The sequence below is a fragment of the Vreelandella boliviensis LC1 genome (genome assembly GCF_000236035.1).
Taxonomy (GTDB): domain Bacteria; phylum Pseudomonadota; class Gammaproteobacteria; order Pseudomonadales; family Halomonadaceae; genus Vreelandella; species Vreelandella boliviensis.
Window position 1 is genome coordinate 258,689 of sequence record NZ_JH393260.1, and the last position, 17,886, is coordinate 276,574.

16 protein-coding genes are annotated in these 17,886 nt (G+C 55.0%); 15 read left to right on the forward strand and 1 reads right to left on the reverse strand.

The annotated features are described in order from the left end of the window. Positions 1-5: 5 nt before the first annotated feature. The 14 genes from ftsL (at position 6) to lpxC (ending at position 16,775) form a co-directional block, all read left to right on the forward strand. Positions 6-341 carry a cell division protein FtsL gene (ftsL, locus tag KUC_RS18160; protein WP_007114719.1) on the forward strand — a complete coding sequence of 112 codons (336 nt, stop codon included), beginning with the start codon at positions 6-8 and terminating at the stop codon, positions 339-341. After that, a complete protein-coding gene (locus KUC_RS18165) occupies positions 338-2,044 on the forward strand; it encodes a peptidoglycan D,D-transpeptidase FtsI family protein (RefSeq protein WP_040481594.1) in 1,707 nt (568 codons plus the stop codon). Before ftsL ends, KUC_RS18165 begins: the two co-directional genes overlap by 4 nt. 17 nt (positions 2,045-2,061) lie before the next feature. Next, entirely contained in the window at positions 2,062-3,555 is a 1,494-nt protein-coding gene (locus KUC_RS18170) for a UDP-N-acetylmuramoyl-L-alanyl-D-glutamate--2,6-diaminopimelate ligase (protein WP_007114721.1), read from the forward strand. Continuing rightward, the gene (locus KUC_RS18175; protein ID WP_007114722.1) at positions 3,555-4,907 is read left to right on the forward strand and encodes a UDP-N-acetylmuramoyl-tripeptide--D-alanyl-D-alanine ligase; all 1,353 of its coding nucleotides are present in this window, start codon (positions 3,555-3,557) and stop codon (positions 4,905-4,907) included. Before KUC_RS18170 ends, KUC_RS18175 begins: the two co-directional genes overlap by 1 nt. A gap of 14 nt (positions 4,908-4,921) precedes the next feature. After that, positions 4,922-6,004, forward strand: coding sequence for a phospho-N-acetylmuramoyl-pentapeptide-transferase (mraY, locus tag KUC_RS18180; RefSeq protein ID WP_007114723.1), 1,083 nt, complete (start codon positions 4,922-4,924; stop codon positions 6,002-6,004). Between the two features lie 58 nt (positions 6,005-6,062). Then, a complete protein-coding gene (gene murD, locus KUC_RS18185; RefSeq protein ID WP_007114724.1) occupies positions 6,063-7,451 on the forward strand; it encodes a UDP-N-acetylmuramoyl-L-alanine--D-glutamate ligase in 1,389 nt (462 codons plus the stop codon). Beyond that, on the forward strand, positions 7,448-8,629 hold the full coding sequence (gene ftsW, locus KUC_RS18190) for a putative lipid II flippase FtsW (protein WP_040481596.1): 1,182 nt from the start codon (positions 7,448-7,450) through the stop codon (positions 8,627-8,629). The genes murD and ftsW overlap by 4 nt, the downstream gene beginning before the upstream one ends. A 33-nt stretch (positions 8,630-8,662) precedes the next feature. Continuing rightward, positions 8,663-9,760, forward strand: coding sequence for an undecaprenyldiphospho-muramoylpentapeptide beta-N-acetylglucosaminyltransferase (gene murG, locus KUC_RS18195; RefSeq protein WP_083825795.1), 1,098 nt, complete (start codon positions 8,663-8,665; stop codon positions 9,758-9,760). A 17-nt stretch (positions 9,761-9,777) separates the two neighbouring features. After that, entirely contained in the window at positions 9,778-11,223 is a 1,446-nt protein-coding gene (gene murC, locus KUC_RS18200; RefSeq protein ID WP_050804888.1) for a UDP-N-acetylmuramate--L-alanine ligase, read from the forward strand. After that, a complete protein-coding gene (locus KUC_RS18205) occupies positions 11,220-12,161 on the forward strand; it encodes a D-alanine--D-alanine ligase (RefSeq protein WP_007114728.1) in 942 nt (313 codons plus the stop codon). The genes murC and KUC_RS18205 overlap by 4 nt, the downstream gene beginning before the upstream one ends. Before the next feature lie 40 nt (positions 12,162-12,201). After that, a complete protein-coding gene (locus KUC_RS18210; protein WP_007114729.1) occupies positions 12,202-12,915 on the forward strand; it encodes a cell division protein FtsQ/DivIB in 714 nt (237 codons plus the stop codon). A gap of 314 nt (positions 12,916-13,229) precedes the next feature. Continuing rightward, positions 13,230-14,519, forward strand: coding sequence for a cell division protein FtsA (gene ftsA / locus KUC_RS18215; protein ID WP_007114730.1), 1,290 nt, complete (start codon positions 13,230-13,232; stop codon positions 14,517-14,519). Between the two features lie 34 nt (positions 14,520-14,553). Then, positions 14,554-15,729 (forward strand): cell division protein FtsZ, encoded by a 1,176-nt coding sequence (gene ftsZ, locus KUC_RS18220; protein ID WP_007114731.1) that lies wholly within the window; start codon positions 14,554-14,556, stop codon positions 15,727-15,729. Positions 15,730-15,863: 134 nt separating this feature from the next. Next, positions 15,864-16,775, forward strand: a complete 912-nt coding sequence (gene lpxC / locus KUC_RS18225) for a UDP-3-O-acyl-N-acetylglucosamine deacetylase (RefSeq protein WP_007114732.1) — start codon at positions 15,864-15,866, stop codon at positions 16,773-16,775. A 131-nt stretch (positions 16,776-16,906) separates the two neighbouring features. On the opposite strand, the gene KUC_RS18230 is transcribed toward lpxC, so the two are convergent. Beyond that, positions 16,907-17,368: a DUF721 domain-containing protein gene (locus KUC_RS18230; protein ID WP_007114733.1), complete on the reverse strand. Its 462-nt coding sequence runs from the start codon at positions 17,366-17,368 to the stop codon at positions 16,907-16,909. A gap of 112 nt (positions 17,369-17,480) precedes the next feature. Here KUC_RS18230 and KUC_RS18235 point away from each other — a divergent pair, with 112 nt between their 5' ends. Next, positions 17,481-17,843, forward strand: coding sequence for a hypothetical protein (locus KUC_RS18235; protein WP_007114734.1), 363 nt, complete (start codon positions 17,481-17,483; stop codon positions 17,841-17,843). Positions 17,844-17,886 lie beyond the last annotated feature (43 nt).

The window sequence follows — 17,886 nt, forward strand, 5'->3', positions numbered from 1 at the left end:
TCATCATGAGCATGGATCGGATTGAGCAGTGGGCAACCACGCTACGCGCCGAGTGGCCTTTCAGGCTGCGTCTACGTACCTGGCCGGTAGTTATTGTACTGTTGTTTCTACTCTGTATGGCTTCAGGGCTAGGCGTGGTCGTCACTACCCATAAGACGCGGGTTCAATTTGCTCAGTTGCAACAGCTGGAGCAGGAAGAGAACCAGCTGCAAACGGAGTGGGGGCAGCTATTGCTTGAGGAGGGCGCATGGTCAACGCCTGCCCGCATTGAACAAATCGCTACTGACCGACTGGGTATGCGAATCCCCGATGTCCATGATGTTGAGGTGATTCGGCCATGAGGATCGAGCGTCGAGGCGGTACCTCTCGCCAAGCTCCGATTGCGCCCCCTCTCGGAGGCGGGCGGTTTTTGTTTATTCTGCTCGCGGTTGGGTTGGCATTGGCTATTTTGATTGGCCGCATTACTTTGCTTCAGGTAATTGACCGCCCCTTTCTGCAAAGCCAAGGCGACGCGCGTACTCTTCGCCACGAAGCAATCCCTGCCCACCGCGGCATGATTACTGACCGAAATGGCGAGCCGTTGGCGATTTCCACGCCAGTGGTGACCATCTGGGCCAATCCACAAGAACTTCCCGAGGATGCTATTCAGCGCGTTATGTTAGCCCAGGCACTGGGTATGACATTGAGCGACTTTGAGTCCCGGGTGGCGCGCTTTAGCGAGCATGAGTTTATGTATTTGCGCCGCCAATTGACCCCTGCGGTGGCCCAGCAGATACTTAACCTGCGCACGCCTGGCGTTTACCCGCAGCGTGAATATAAACGCTACTATCCGGCCGGTGAGGTCGCCGCCCAACTGCTGGGGGTGACCAATGTTGATGATGTCGGCCAGGAGGGGTTAGAGCTCTCTTACCAGCCTTACTTAGCGGGCCACCCAGGCCAGCGCCGGGTTATTAAAGATCGCCGCGGACGCCTAGTGCGCGAGCTGGGTGTGATTAATGAAGCCCAGCCGGGGGGAGAGCTCACTTTATCTATTGATCAGCGTATTCAATATATGGCCTATCGTGAGTTGCGCGCTGCGGTGGTTGAGAATGAGGCTGACGGCGGTGTTTTGGTGATGATGGATGCGCGCACGGGAGAAGTGTTAGCAATGGCTAACTTACCTTCCTATAACCCTAATAATCGGGCGGGGCTTGATCCGCGCGGATTACGTAACCAGGCGCTGGTGGATGTGTTTGAACCAGGTTCGGTTATGAAACCGCTGGCCATGGCCGCCGTGTTGGAAAGTGGCGTGGTGGATCGTAACGCTGTCGTTGACACCTCGCCGGGTTGGATGCGGCTGGATCAGTTCACCATTCGCGATTTCCGTAATTATGGCGAACTGGATCTCCCCGGCATTTTGGAGAAATCGTCGAATGTGGGTATGTCCCGCCTAGCACTGCAACTAAGCGATACGGAAATTTGGGAAAAATATCATCAGTTGGGGCTGGGGCAAGCACTCGGAACCGGTTTCCCTGGTGAGTCAACGGGTAGCCTGCCGGCGCCCGTTCGCTGGTCGCGTAGCGAGCGGGCGACACTTTCCTATGGTTACGGCCTGTCTGTTTCAGCGGTGCAACTGGCCAGTGCTTACACGGCATTAGCCAATGATGGCGTGCGTTTGCCACCCTCTCTTCTGCGTCTTTCTGAGCCGCCCCAGGGCACCCCCGCTATATCGCCGTCGGTTGCCAATGACCTGCTGAATATTCTCGAAACCTCTGTCGCCGCCTATACCGGCGGACGGCGGGCCCGTGTAGAAGGCTATCGCGTGGGAGGTAAAACGGGCACGGTGCGTAAAATAGGTCAGCAAGGCTATACCACCGATGCTTACCGCAGCGTTTTTGCTGGGATTGCGCCCATCTCTGATCCGCGTATTGTCACTGTGGTAATGATTGATCACCCCAAAGCCGGCGAATTTTACGGCGGCGCTGTCGCTGCACCGGTTTTTTCCAGTGTGACAGGGAATGCTTTACGCTTGTTGGATGTTCCGCCGGATCACGAGGCGGAGTAGCTTTTTAAGGAGGTTGCATGACGCTGAGTCCAGGCGATGTATTGACGGCGCTGGCGAAAGTATGGCCCAAGTCACCCCTGCCCGCCGACCTGCCCAAGCTGCCGGATCAGGTGCGCATTGAAATGAACTCCCGCAAGCTGACGAAGGGTGACATTTTCGTGGCCGTGCCGGGCAGTCAGCGTGACGGCCGCGACTTTATCGAGCAAGCGCTTGAAGTCGGCGCTGCGCTTGTTTTAGCGCAAGGGGCGGACAGCGATGTACAGCTTGAGGGGCGTGTGCTGAAGCTGCCGCATTTGTCGTCGCGTTTAGGGGAGCTAGGGCGGGCACTGTTTAAGGTGCCCCGTGAGCTGGAAGTGATTGCGGTGACCGGTACTAACGGTAAAAGCTCAGTCACTCAGTATATTGCTGCCCTCAGTGAAGCGTTGGGAACACCCGCGGGCCTCGTCGGCACCTTAGGTGTGGGGCGCCCTGGCGAGTTGAGTGATAGTGGCTTAACTACACCTGGCCCCCTGGCGCTGCAGGCGACACTGGGTGAGCTGGCACAGCAGGGCGTAACACGTGTCGCCCTGGAAGCCTCTTCCCACGCCCTGGATCAGTACCGTTTGGAAGCGGTCAACGTCAGCGTGGGTGTTTTTACCAATCTGACTCGCGACCATTTGGATTACCACGGCAGCATGGCGGCCTACGCCGCCTCAAAAGCCAAGCTGTTTCGCCGTTCTGAACTTACCTTAGCGGTGGTGAATGGTGATGACCCCTTGGCGCGCTTAATGCTGGCTGGCTGCAGTAGTCGCGTCCGAGTGCTGGCCACCGGGCAAGATGAAGCCGTTACGCTGCGGGTGCTGGACTGGCAGGCGTTTGAGCAGGGGCAGCAGGCGATGATTGCGACGCCCAACGGTGAGAAAATGCTGCGCTTAAATTTAATCGGGCGCTTTAATTTAGATAATGTTCTGCTCGCCATGGCAGTGCTATACGGGTTGGGCGAACCGCTCGATGCGCTGTTCGATGCAGCGATGTCACTTACGCCGGTACCGGGGCGTATGGAGCTGTATGGTGATGTTGACGCTCCTAGTGTGATAGTGGATTACGCCCACACACCGGATGCCCTACAGAGTGCTCTGCAAGCGCTACGGGCACACTTGGGCGATGTGGGTAAGTTATGGTGCGTGTTTGGCTGTGGCGGTGACCGCGATACGGGCAAGCGAGCCGAAATGGCCAAGGTCGCCGAGCAACTGGCGGATCACATTGTGGTCACCGACGACAATCCGCGCCACGAGTCCGCCGCGCATATCCGTGCGCAGATATTGACCGGCTTCTCTGCTGCTGCGCGTCCCATCGAAATCGCCGATCGCCGCGAGGCCGTGGCAACGGCTATCCAACAAGCGGCCCCTCAGGATGTAGTACTGATCGCCGGTAAAGGCCACGAGGCGTATCAGGAAATCCAGGGGGTGCGCCACCCCTATGACGATAGTGATGAGATCCGGCGCGCATTTGCCCTGCGGAGAGCCCAATAATGCATTGGACACTTAAGCAAGTGGCCGCAGCGCTGTGTATTGATACGCCGTCTGGCAATGCTCAAATAGCCGTCACTTCAGTCGTTACCGATAGCCGTAAGATTGAACCTGGTTGCCTGTTTATTGCCTTAAAAGGGATTAATTTTGACGGCCATGAGTTTGTCGAGCGCGCTCGAGAGTTGGGCGCTGTAGCGGCACTGGTAGAGGCCCCGGTTGCCAGCGACTTACCCCAGCTGGTGTGCCCCGATACGCGCTTGGCCCTAGGGCTACTCGCTGGTGCACATCGAAGCGCATGGCACGGCCCCTTGGTGGCAGTCACCGGCAATAGCGGTAAAACTACCGTGAAGGAGATGTGCGCTGCACTGCTGACGCCTTTAGGCGAGGTGTTAGCGACCGAGGCGAATCTGAACAACGATTTCGGCGCGCCGCTGACCTTATTGCGATTGTGCCAGCAGCATAAAGCCGCCGTGATAGAGCTAGGCGCTAACCATTTGGGTGAGATTGCGTGGACTGCGCCACTGGCACGGCCAGATATTGCGATTATTACCAATGTGACTGGTGCCCATGTGGGCGAGTTTGGCGGCATGGGGCAGATCGCCCAGGCGAAAAGTGAACTGCTAGCCGGACTGTGTGAGCAGGGTGCGGCTATATTGAACCGCGATGATGACTACTACTCCTTCTGGGCATCTCGTGCGGCCCCGCGGCGAGTTGTCAGCTTTGGCTTTCATCCCCAGGCCGATGTGAGCGCCTCAGCGCTTTCCTGTGATCCTCAAGGGCGGTATGCTTTCACGCTACTGCAGCATGGCCAAGCGCTGGGCCAAGTGCGTTTACCGCTGCTCGGCAAGCATAATGTCAGTAATGCCTTAGCCGCCGCCGCTGCGGCATTAGCGCTAGGTGTGTCGCCAGAGCAGCTCATTGCGCGCTTGGAATCGTTGCAAGCGCTAGCGGGTAGGCTAACCGTGGTGCCCGGTTTGCGAGGAGCTAAGCTGCTGGATGACACTTACAATGCCAACCCGGGGGCGGTCAAAGCGGCCCTGGATACTCTGGCGAGTTTCCCGGCTCCACGCTGGTGTGCGTTAGGCGCCATGGGCGAGCTGGGAGACGAGTCGGCAGCGCTGCACGCGGATATTGGTCGCTACGCTGCAGAGCTTGGCATTGATGAACTGTTGACGTTGGGCGACGCCGCACGCGCTGCCAGCGAGGCCTTTAGTCGTGGGCTGCATTTTAACGATCACGAGGCGCTAACGCGTCATGTCACTAATACTTTGCCGCCGGACACCACTTTGCTGGTGAAAGGGTCGCGCAGCGCGGGCATGGAACATGTCGTCAATGCACTGCGTTCGGATAATTAAGGTAAGCGCCGTTCATGTTACTTCACTTGGCGAATTTTCTGTCGCAGTACCAATCTGTTTTTCAGGTAGTCAACTATTTAACTCTGCGCGTGATTTTAAGCGCTCTGACGTCGTTAATGCTCTGCTTGTGGCTGGGTCCATGGATGATTCGGCGTCTGGTCGAAGGGCAAATCGGGCAATCCGTGCGTGACGATGGCCCGCAGTCCCACCTTTCCAAGGCGGGCACCCCGACCATGGGGGGCGCGATGATTATATTGGCTATTGCCATTAGTACCTTGCTTTGGGGTGACTTAACCAATCTTTATGTCTGGGTGGTGCTGGGTGTAACCATAGGCTTTGGTGCCATCGGCTGGGTCGATGACTACCGCAAAGTAGTGGAGAAAAATCCGCGCGGCTTACCCGCTCGCTGGAAGTATTTCTGGCAGTCGGTAGTAGGCCTTGGCGCGGCCGTGTTGCTCTATTTAACTGCTTCAACGCCGGTTGAAACCAGTTTGTTAGTACCGCTGTTCAAAGAGGTCGCACTGCCGCTGGGTGTTTTCTATATTGTGCTTACCTACTTTGTGATTGTGGGCAGTTCCAATGCGGTTAATTTGACCGATGGTCTTGATGGCTTGGCGATTATGCCCACAGTACTGGTGGCCATGGGCTTGTCGGTGTTTGCGTATGCCAGTGGCAATACCGTGTTTGCCGAGTACCTGCATATTCCGTTTATTGCCGGTACCGGCGAGTTGGCGGTTTTTTGTGCCACCATTGCTGGTGCCGGGCTTGGCTTCTTATGGTTTAACACCTACCCCGCCCAGGTTTTTATGGGCGACGTGGGCGCCTTAGCGCTAGGGGCTGCGTTGGGTGTGGTGGCAGTGATCGTGCGTCAGGAAATCGTGCTGTTTATCATGGGCGGTATTTTTGTCATGGAGACAATATCGGTCATTCTTCAAGTGGGTTCCTATAAACTCACTGGGCGACGCATCTTCCGTATGGCGCCTTTGCATCATCATTATGAGTTAAAAGGCTGGCCTGAGCCGCGGGTAATCGTGCGCTTTTGGATTATTACCGTGGTGCTGGTGCTGCTTGGCCTCGCGACGCTCAAAATTCGTTAATGCATGTGGCCATGAGTGCACTTGTTGGTCATGGGTATGAGGCGAGAGGGAGCCTGTGATGGTTCGAGTTGCTAAAGGTTTAACGCTGGTGGTGGGGTTAGGGTTATCGGGTCGTGCGATCTGCCGCCATTTAAGCCGCTTAAATGTGCCTTACATGGTGGCGGATACGCGTGCCGAACCACCAGGCTTGGATGACTTTAAAGCCGCTCATCCGGGGATAGAGATTCACTGCGGCTCGTTAACGTCGCTGAACCTGCGTGATGTTGAAGAGGTGGTGATTAGCCCCGGGCTTGATCCGAGAATGCCAGGCTTAAAAGAGCTGGCGGATCAGCTAAATCCTCGTACAGGCGAGCCGATGGTAGTGGGCGAAATTGCCCTGTTCATGCGTGCCGCTAATGCCCCTATTGCTGCTATTACCGGTTCTAATGCCAAATCAACGGTCACTACGCTGCTGGGAGAAATGGCCGCTGCCGCCGGTATTGATGCGGCGGTGGGCGGAAATCTAGGCACCCCCGCGCTGGATCTGTTGGCCAGCCATCCCGACGCAGCGCTCTACATTCTTGAGCTTTCAAGTTTTCAGCTTGAGACGACTCCTTATCTCGGTGCGAGCTGTGCGGCCTTCCTGAACTTATCCGAAGACCACCTCGATCGTCATGGGGATATGCACGGCTATCGCACCGCAAAACAGCGTATTTTTATCGGTGCTGAGAATGCCGTGGTGAATGCCGATGATCCCCTCACGTGGCCTGAACATCCCGTTGAGCAAGTGGCTTACTTTACTCAAGCAGCCCCTAAGGAGGACGAGTGGGGGCTGGCGCTTCACCACGATAAGCTGACGTTAATGCAGGGCTCCAGCCCTTGGTTGGCCATCGATGAGTTAAAAATGACCGGTCAGCACAACTATCTGAATGCATTGGCCGCCCTGGCCATGGGGCAGGCGTTGGGCTTTTTGGCTGCGCCCATGTGCAGCGTGTTGCGCGAATTTAAAGGCTTGGAACACCGCAGTGAAGTCATTGCGCAAATTAACGGCGTCACCTGGGTCAACGACACCAAGGGTACCAACGTCGGCGCTACCTTAGCGGCCATCAATGGTATTGCCGCAACGCTGGAAGGACGTTTAATTCTACTGGCGGGTGGGGTAGGTAAGGGCGCCGATTTTTCCCCTTTGGCCGAGCCTCTTTCTAAGTGCGCACGACACGTGCTGCTATTCGGGTTGGATGCTCCGCGGCTAGCCGACGCATTGATTGCACACGTCAGTATTCAGCAGGTAGAGGGCTTAACCCAGGCGATGCAGGCAGCTTTTGCACTCGCACAGCCAGGAGATTGTGTGCTGCTCTCGCCCGCATGCGCGAGCCTAGATCAGTTTGCCAACTACCAACAGCGTGGCGAAGTATTTCGCCGTTGGGTGCAGGGCAAAGCATCTCCTACTGCCGGGGAGGCGCTATGAGTCGACTTCAGCGTCTTCGTACGGTGCTTACCACGCGCGATCTGCCCTGCGATATTTGGCTGATCATAGCGGCGGTTGCCTTGGCGGGTTTAGGTTGGGTGATGGTCAGTTCGGCGTCGATTGGTTTGTTGGAAGATACCTATCACTACTCGCGCCAGCACGGCATATTCCTGGTGCTAGCCATCATGGCCTGCATATTTATGCTCTGCGTGCCGCTTGAAGTTTGGCGCCAGAATGCAGCCCTGATACTGCTCGTTTCCATTTTTCTATTGGTTTTAGTGCTGATGGTTGGCCAAGAGATCAATGGCAGTAAGCGCTGGATAGCGCTGCCGGGGCCATTGCCGAGTTTACAGGTCTCGGAATTTGCCAAAGTCGGGCTGATTTTCTACATGGCGGCATTTATGTCGCGTTTTACCTACGATTTGCGTCGCCGAGCATTCAGCATGTGGCGCCCATTGGCCGTGCTGGCGGTGCCTGCCGGGCTGCTTTTTCTAGCGCCTGATTTCGGCGGTATGGTGGTCTTTACTATTTGTGTCATTGGAATGTTGATGATGAGCGGTGCTTCGCTCGTGCTGTTGGGGGGAAGCGGTGCGCTGCTGGGTACTGGGGCCGTGATGATGGTAGTGATTGAGCCCTATCGGCTGGCGCGCTGGACCAGTTTTCTAGACCCCTGGGCCGATCAATTCGCGACCGGCTACCAGTTAACCCAGGCGTTAATAGCCTTCGGGCGGGGGCATGTCACGGGTACTGGCCTGGGTAACAGTGTGCAAAAATTACACTATCTGCCCGAGGCGCATACTGACTTTATCTTTGCGGTGATCGCTGAAGAGCTGGGCATGATCGGCGCGATTATCGTCGTGCTGCTGTTCACTCTGTTTATTGCGCGTGCTATGTGGGTAGGGCGTAAAGCGGAGCTGGCAGGGCACCTGTTTGGCGCTTATGTAAGCTACGGCATTGGCTTTGTTGTGGCTGCGCAGGCGTTTATTAATATGGCGGTAAGTTCTGGACTGTTGCCGACCAAAGGGCTAACGCTGCCGTTAATGAGCTATGGCGGCGCCAGCCTGCTAGTCACTGGCATTATGGTCGGGCTGCTGTTGCGCACAGATGCCGAAACACGTCATCGACCTCGACGCGCGTCCACCCCGTATAAATCCCGACATGAGCCGCGTTTATCGTAACGCTATGCCGCTTGGTGTTATCAGGAGTTTGATGTGACGACTAACGTTAGCCGACGAGTACTTATTATGGCGGGTGGCACTGGGGGCCATGTATTTCCAGCATTGTCACTCGCCAAAGCTTTGCAGGCGGAACAGGTCGACGTTGAGTGGTTGGGCAGCCCTAGAGGTATTGAAAATCGCCTGGTGCCTGAGGCGGGGATTAGATTACATACGATTGCCGTTAGCGGGCTGCGCGGCAACGGTTTAACGGGCTGGCTCAAAGCGCCGCTGAACCTTAGTCGTGCGATCTTGCAGGCGCGTGCCGTCATTCTCGACTTCAATCCTCAAGTTGTGGTCGGCTTGGGTGGCTTTGCCAGTGGCCCCGGCGGGTTGGCTGCATGGTTGACGCGCATTCCTTTGGTTATCCATGAGCAGAACGCCGTGGCAGGCCTGACCAATCGAGTGCTGTCGCGACTGGCCAAGCGTACCTATGCCGCTTTTCCAGAGGCCTTTGGGGCGCGTGCCGACGTCATCGGCAACCCAGTGCGTGATGATATCGCCGCCTTGGGGAGCTCGCCGCGAGATGAGGAAACGCTCTCTTCCCGGCCTCTACGTTTGTTGGTGGTGGGCGGTTCGCTAGGCGCTGTCGCGCTTAACGAACGCTTGGCCCCTGCACTGGCTGCACTGCCCATTGAGCGGCGACCCCTGGTGCGCCATCAGGCGGGTAAGTCTCGTGAAGAGACCACTATTGAAAATTATCAGCAGCACGGCGTCAGCGCTGAGGTTAGCCCCTTTATTGACGATATGGCCGCCGCCTACGAGTGGGCCGACTTAGTGGTGTGCCGCTCCGGCGCGCTGACAGTCGCGGAGTTGGCAGCTGCGGCTAAGCCAGCGCTGCTGGTGCCGTTTCCCTTTGCTGTCGATGACCATCAGCGCGTCAACGCCCAGGTGCTAGTCAGGGCGGGGGCTGCCCAGTGCGTTGTTCAATCTGAGCTGACCGTTGAGCGGTTAAGTGAATATTTAAATCAATTGCTCGTCCCAACCACCCTGGCTTTAATGGCGTCTAAAGCACGCCAGGCCGCCCATTTAGACGCGACGAAGCGATTGGCTGATGGGTGTTTGGCGATGGTGCCGTTAGGAGACTCTGCGTGATCGATTCAGATAAAACCATGACACCCTCACGTACTACCGTTGGCCCTGGCATGCGTCGGATTCGGCGGCTCCATTTTGTCGGTATTGGTGGCGCTGGTATGTGTGGTATTGCAGAGGTGCTGGCTAACCAGGGCTATACCGTTAGTGGCAGTGATGTCAAAAGCTCTTCGGTTGTGGAGCGGCTGCGTCAATGCGGCGTCTGTGTAGCGATCGGCCATGCCGAGGTTAATGTGGAAGGTGCCGATGTGGTGGTGGTGTCCAGTGCGATTGATGAAACCAATCCAGAAATACGCTGGGCCCATGAGCATCGTGTACCGGTGGTACGTCGGGCTGAGATGCTCGCTGAGCTAATGCGTTTTCGTCACGGCATCGCCGTAGCTGGCACTCATGGCAAAACCACGACGACCAGCTTGACGGCAACACTGCTGGCCGAAGGAGGGCTTGATCCCACCTTTGTGATTGGCGGCAAGCTGACTAGTGCCGGTGCCAATGCCCGCTTAGGTGAAGGCGATTATTTAGTTGCCGAAGCCGATGAGTCCGATGCATCGTTTTTGCACTTACAGCCGATGGTGTCGATTGTTACCAATATCGATGCTGACCATATGGCGACCTATGGCGGTGACTTTGAGCGGCTAAAAAGTACCTTTATCGAATTTCTGCACAACTTGCCATTTTATGGCTTAGCGGTGCTGTGTATCGATGACCCCCATGTGCGCGTGCTTTGCGACCAAGTGAAGCGACAGTTCGTGACCTATGGGTTTGATAGCGATGCCGATTACCGGATTGTTGATTTTGCCCAGCGTGGCGGTGAAGTGTCGTTCACCGCGTTACGCCCTGGTGGCGCCGTGCCGTTAGACGTACGTTTGGCCATGCCGGGTCGCCACAATGCCTTGAACGCCATGGCGGCGATTGTGGTGGCTACCGATGCAGGCGTGAGTGATAGCGCTATCCTGAGCGGTCTGGCAGGTTTCGCCGGTGTTGGTCGCCGTTTCCAGGTGCATGGTAATTTCCCTGCACCCCATGGGGGCGACGACATCATGCTAGTGGATGATTATGGTCATCATCCCCGTGAAGTTGACATGGTTATTCAGGCGATTCGCGCCGGATGGCCGGATCGTCGTTTGGTTATGCTTTATCAGCCCCATCGCTATAGCCGAACCCGTGATTTGTACGAAGATTTTGTAAGAGTGCTTTCTCAAGTTGATACGCTTGTGCTGCTAGATGTATACAGCGCCGGTGAAGCGGTTATTCCTGGTGCAGAGGGGCGCACCTTGGCGGGTTCTATTCGTCAACGCGGCGAAGTCGATCCGCTGTTTGTCGAGCACAAACATGAATTGCCTGCGCTGTTAACCAACGTATTACGTCCAGGCGATATTTTAATTACCCAGGGCGCCGGTGATGTGGGGGGGATTTCCCTGCGCCTGGCACAGGCAAAGCTAGCGATGAACGAGGTGGACCTGTGAGCGTTGACGTCACCCCCCCCCAGCCTGTTGGCAAAGTCGTTGTCGTTTACGGCGGCACCTCCGCTGAACGCGAGGTGTCGCTTAAAAGCGGTGCGGCTGTGCTTGAAGCGCTGCAGCGTAAAGGTGTCAATGCCAGTGGCTATGATCCCCGTGACAACGGCTTGGTAGGTTTAGAGAAAATGGCTCCCACCGTGGTTTTTGTTGCCCTGCATGGCCGCGGCGGTGAAGACGGCACCTTGCAGGGAGCTTTGGAATTGCTCGGTATTCCTTATACCGGCAGTGGGGTGCTCGCTTCGGCGTTGGGGATGGATAAGCAACGCACCAAGCAGGTATGGAGCGCGGTTGGGCTCCCCACCCCCGAAAGCATTATGTTAGAGGCGACGGCGGAGTGGTCAGCCGTGGTTGAGCAACTTGGCCTGCCGCTGATTGTGAAGCCTGTGCATGAGGGTTCGACGCTGGGCATTAGCATCGTGAAAAGCCAGGCAGCGCTTGAAGCGGCCTATCATGAGGCCGCCCAATTCGATGCCCGCGTTATGGCAGAGCGCTTTGTCGTGGGTGACGAATATACCGTTGCGCTGCTAGGCGATCAGGTGCTACCAGCGATTCGAGTTGAAGTGCCCGGAGGTTTCTATGACTACGAAGCCAAATACATCGCTAATACTACCCAGTACCATTTGCCCTGTGGCTTGTCGGCGCAAGAGGAGGCTGAGCTTGCATTGCTCTGCCAGCAGGCGTTTGCCGCTATCGGCGGAGTAGGCTGGGGTCGGGTTGATGTCATGCGCGATAACGAAGGGCGTTTTTGGCTGTTGGAAGTCAATACGGTGCCTGGCATGACCGATCATAGTTTAGTACCTCAAGCGGCGGCTCATGCGGGCATAAGCTTTGATGAACTGGTGCTGCAAATACTCAATACAGCAGGCGAGCAGTTCACAGCATGACTAATGACTTATTTAAAAGTGGCTTTTTAAAAAGTGTCTTATGAAAAGGCGTAATGCTTGGTTGGGAATTCTCCTGCTGGCGCTGCTCATGGGAGCAGGTGGGCGTGCGCTTTGGCTGTGGCTAGATCGTCCGATTGAGCGGGTGTCTATTCGCGGCGAATGGGAGTACGTCAGCGCTGATTACCTGCGTACACAGTTGGCACCTCTAGTGGTCAATGCTACTTGGCTGTCGGCAGATCTTGGTGATCTGCGTGACCGGGCACTGCAGGTGGGCTGGTTAAACGAAGTTCGTATTTCCCGTGAGTGGCCCAACGCACTGGTGTTTGAGCTCATCGAACAGCAGCCTGTCGCGCGCTGGAATGATGATTTTCTACTGAACCCTGAAGGCGAACCTTTTGCTTTTGCGCCATTATCACCACCTTCTGGTTTACCTGATCTAGCAGGCCCTGGAGGTAGCAGTGAAGAAGTGTTGGACTATTACCATCGGCTAAAACATCACTTTGAACAGTTATCACTAAATCTTACCCAGCTTCGTTTAGAACCACGTGGTGCCTGGCGGCTGCAATTAAATGATGGCGCTTGGGTGATGTTAGGTCGGCGGCAGCATGAAGTACGCTTGGCGCGTTTATCGGCTTCATGGCAACGGGAGCTGTCTACTCTTGGCGAGCAGATTCGCTATATTGATCTACGCTACCCTAATGGTGTTGCTGTTGCGTGGCATGGAGAAAGTGAATTTGCGGTGCAAGATGAGTAACTGTTCTATTACTTGATGCAAATAAGGTGTAAAAGTGAGTGTCTGCCAGCGTTGAAAAAAGCCAGTAATCGGCTTTAAATTGCTTCCAAAGCCTATTATTGTGAGTATGTACTAGTCGTATTGCGGCTATTGTTTCTATACTATGGGCCTGACACGAGTTAAATAGTTATTAATTTCGACTATTAGCACTTAGTGAGTATCTCAGAAACAGCACTGATTATTTTGGGTAGCACGCTTTCAATGTTAAGCGTTGGATTAAGCGTTACCCTATTTATATTTATTTTTAACAATGACGCAAGGAGATTTCCCGACTCATGGCAGGCTCACCCAACGCATCCAATATGGTGGTCGGGCTGGACATTGGAACGTCCAAGGTCGTCGCGATAGTCGGTCAACCTACCGATGATGGCGGAATTGAAATTGCGGGTATTGGTTCACATCCTTCGCGTGGCATGAAGCGTGGCGTGGTGATCAATATTGAATCAACGGTGCAGTCTATCCAGCGCGCCGTTGAAGAAGCCGAATTGATGGCTGGCTGTGATATTCACTCGGTATACGTTGGCGTTGCAGGCAGTCATATTAGTTCAATGAACTCTGATGGCGTTGTGGCTATCAAAGAGCGCGAAGTAACGTCCTCCGATATTGAACGCGTGATTGATTCCGCACGAGCGCGCGCCATTTCAGAAGGCCAGCGTGTCCTGCATGTGCTGCCGCAGGAGTTCTCCATTGATGCTCAAGGCGGCATACGTGAGCCCCTGGGCATGTCCGGAGTGCGCTTGGAAGCACAGGTGCACTTAGTGACAGCGGCATTAAACGCGGTGCAAAATATCGAAAAGTGTGTGCGCCGCTGTGGTTTAGAAGTTGATGCTATTATCTTAGAGCAGCTAGCCTCAAGCATGGCCGTGCTTACTGAAGATGAGCGTGAGCTAGGCGTCTGCATGGTAGATATCGGTGGCGGAACTACTGATATGGCTATTTTCAGCGAAGGCGCCATACGCCACACGGCAGTCATTCCTATCGCGGGAGACCAAGTCACTAACGATATTGCCATGGCGCTGCGAACACCCACGCAGCATGCTGAAGAGATTAAAGTTAAATACGCCTGCGCGCTAACGCATTTAGCGGCAAGCGATGAAATGATTAAAGTACCTAGCGTAGGTGATCGTCCTGCGCGGGATCTATCGCGTCAAGCGCTCGCTGAAGTGGTAGAACCACGCTATGAAGAGCTATTTACGCTAGTGAGAGACGAATTGCGCCGTAGTGGCTATGAAGACATGGTGGCTGCTGGGATAGTACTTACCGGTGGTACCTCGCGCATGGAGGGGGTTAGCGAATTGGCAGAAGAGATTTTCCATATGCCCGTTCGTATCGCATGTCCGCAGAATGTAAGAGGTTTGGCGGACGTCGTTTGTAACCCCATTTATGCGACAGGCGTTGGTCTGCTGCATTATGCCTTGCAGGAAACGCGTCATGGGCAAGGTCTAAGAAGCCACGGGGGAGTGGTTGCAGCCCATAAGGGCCGCAACGAGCTTGCCCGGCGTGATATCAAGGAAGACCATTCGGCGCTGGCAAGAATTAAAGGCTGGTTCAAAGGAAATTTCTGACAGGGCCGCAAGCGCGGTTCAGGAGACGGGGCTTATGTTCGAATTGGTAGATAACGCACCCTCGAGCAGTGCGGTCATCAAAGTGGTTGGCGTTGGCGGCGGTGGCGGCAATGCTGTTAACCACATGGTCGAAAGCAATATTGAAGGCGTTGAGTTTATCTGCGCCAACACGGATGCCCAGGCATTAAAGCGCGTATCGGCGAAAACGATATTGCAGCTAGGCGCTGAAATCACTAAAGGATTAGGCGCAGGTGCCAATCCCGACGTGGGTCGCCAGGCGGCAATGGAAGACCGTGAGCGTATTGCTGAGTTGTTGGTGGGTGCTGACATGGTATTCATTACTGCCGGTATGGGCGGTGGTACGGGCACCGGAGGTGCGCCAGTTGTCGCTCAGGTCGCCAAAGAGCTGGGGATACTCACCGTTGCCGTGGTAACACGCCCCTTCCCCTTTGAAGGGCCAAAGCGTATGCGCGCTGCTGAAGAGGGTATGAAAGAGCTCTCTGAGCACGTTGATTCGCTGATCACTATCCCCAACGAAAAGCTGCTTTCCGTGTTGGGTAAGAACGCAACGTTACTGACGGCCTTCAGTGCGGCTAACGATGTGCTGCTGGGTGCAGTTCAAGGTATCGCAGAGCTGATTACCAGCCCGGGTATCATCAACGTTGACTTTGCTGACGTGCGAACCGTCATGTCTGAAATGGGCATGGCGATGATGGGTACCGGTGGGGCGACGGGCGAAAATCGTGCTCGTGAAGCGGCTGAGAAGGCCATCCGCAGCCCGCTGCTGGAAGATATTGATCTTCACGGCGCACGCGGTATCTTGGTCAATATCACTGCTGGTCCAGATTTGTCGATCGGTGAGTTCAATGATGTGGGGGCTACAGTTCAAGAGTTTGCTTCTCCGGATGCCACTATCGTAGTAGGCACCTCCATTGATATGGAAATGTCCGACGAACTGCGTGTCACCGTTGTTGCCGCTGGCTTAGATGGGCAAAAACCTAAAGCAGCCGCGCGTGAGCCAGCGCGTCGTTCAGCGGCGGAATCCTCTGATTACCGCAAGTTGCAACAGCCAACAGTGATGCGTCAGCAGGCAACCGCACGCGCTGAAGCACCTGAAACAGCCGCTAAACCTCGTCCTGAAAAGCGTCGCGCTTCTGAAGCCGATGACTATCTGGACATCCCCGCGTTTCTACGCCGCCAGGCGGATTGATTCTCGAAATCAGGCTCATTGCAACAGCGAGCGAGCGTTTTATTGGCTAAAACGCTCGCTTGCTGTTAAAGTGAACACTGTTTGATAACTTTTCCCCTGCGGTTATTACCGTCATAAGAGCTCGGCTACTATTCATGATCAGACAACGCACCCTACAAAACGTCATTCGTGCCACCGGAGTGGGCCTGCATTCAGGCAAAAAAGTCCATCTAGCTCTGCGTCCGGCGCCGGCCAATACTGGGATTGTGTTTGTTAGAACCGATCTGGATCCCGTTGTGCACGTACCTGCACGGGCAGAATTGGTCGAAGATACCAAATTATGCACTGCTCTAGTCTTTAACGGGGTCAAAGTAGCTACCGTTGAGCACCTGATGTCAGCATTTGCTGGGCTGGGTATCGACAACGCCTATGTGGATGTAAGCGAACCTGAAGTGCCCATTATGGATGGTAGCGCGAGTCCGTTTGTTTTCTTGATTCAGTCAGCGGGTATTTTGGAGCAGGATGCTGCGAAGAAATTTATTCGTATCAAGCATCGTGTGGCGGTGACCGATGGTGACAAAGAGGCTGTTTTCTTACCCCATCAAGGGTTCAAAGTCTCCTTTGCAATCGACTTTGATCACCCTGTTTTTGAGCAGCAAAAGCAGACCGCACTAATCGATTTCTCGACCACGTCTTTCGTCAAAGAAGTCTCCCGCGCGCGTACCTTTGGATTTATGCGTGATTTAGAGTTTTTACGCTCTAACAACCTAGCGCTAGGCGGAAGTTTAGATAACGCCATTGTGGTGGATGATTACCGCATTGTTAATGAAGGCGGACTACGCTACGAAGATGAGTTTGTTAAGCATAAAGTGTTAGATGCTATCGGAGATCTGTATCAATTGGGTTATAGCCTGATCGGGGAGTTCCGTGGGGTGAAGTCTGGTCACGCGCTCAACAACCAGCTGTGTCGCGAATTGATGGCGCAGCCCGATGCTTATGAAATTATCACCTTTGAAGAAGACAAAGCGGTGGCGCCGATCTCTTATGCTGCGCCCGCCATGGCCTGATTTAGCACTGGCCTATTATTTTATATTAGTACTTTGTCTTGATTAATAAAGCATCGCCTAGGCGGTGCTTTATGCTTTTAAGACTATGGCGGTATAGTGGAGCCTGTTTGGATGAGAAAACAGTGTGCCCGTTACTTGGGTGGGCGGGCATGAGATGCAAGCCGTTCCAAGGCGCGTTTTAGCGCAGGATTGGTAGTGTCTTCCGCACACTCGGCTAGCGTTTTGCCTGCATCGGCCGAAAGGATACGTGTATTGCGCGGCGGGGCCACAATAGGGCGCACAGGGCGCACTTTAAAGGTAAAACCGCTTACCCCTTCAAAGCCGGGCAACTGATGAAGCAGTTCTAATAAGCGCCGTTGTTCAAAGCGCAACCACGTCAGCCAGCCCGCCTGCCCACTAATTAGGGTTAAGCGACCTTCGCTAAAGCCGCCAACAAAAATATGCTCACGCATCTCTTCAGGTAGATGAGCGCGCAGGTGTCGTTGAGCCTGATCGATTAAGCGAGACAAGCGCATTAACTTATTAATATCGCCCGACTTTGAGAGCAGACGGGCGATGGGCTGTGCGCGAGAACGCTTAACCTTTATACTCATACGCTTAATTCCTAGGGTACCGCTATCCTAGGGTACCGCTAATGATGAGGTCGCAAATATTAGCCGATTTCACTTTAGTAGATTTTACCACGCTCAGGAGCCGGTCTACAGCATGTCACCTACGCTTGATGTCCAATCAGCTTTGCCGCGGCGCCATCGCCGTTACGGTTTAGCGCGTTGGTGGCTGGCCGGTCTGCTAGTGAGCTGCCTTTTGCCCGCCAGTTTAGGCCCTGCGGATGCGTTGCGTAGCGGCGAGCGTAGCGTCACTATCTGTTTCTGGGTGCCCGCGATTTTGCGCGCGCAGTCCTACTGGATTGCTAAGCGACGGCGCGCGCTCCAACGCTGGGCTCAAAGCCCCCTGCACTTTGCTCCTGTACGACGCCTATGTCACTGGCTAGCCCCGATTGCTATGCTGGTCGCCGCGCGGGATGTCTTGACCCAGCGTGGCCCGCCTTCCCACCGAGTCTGTCGTTAATACACCTACTTTGTGCATGCTCTGCAGATAAAGAGCATGCAGT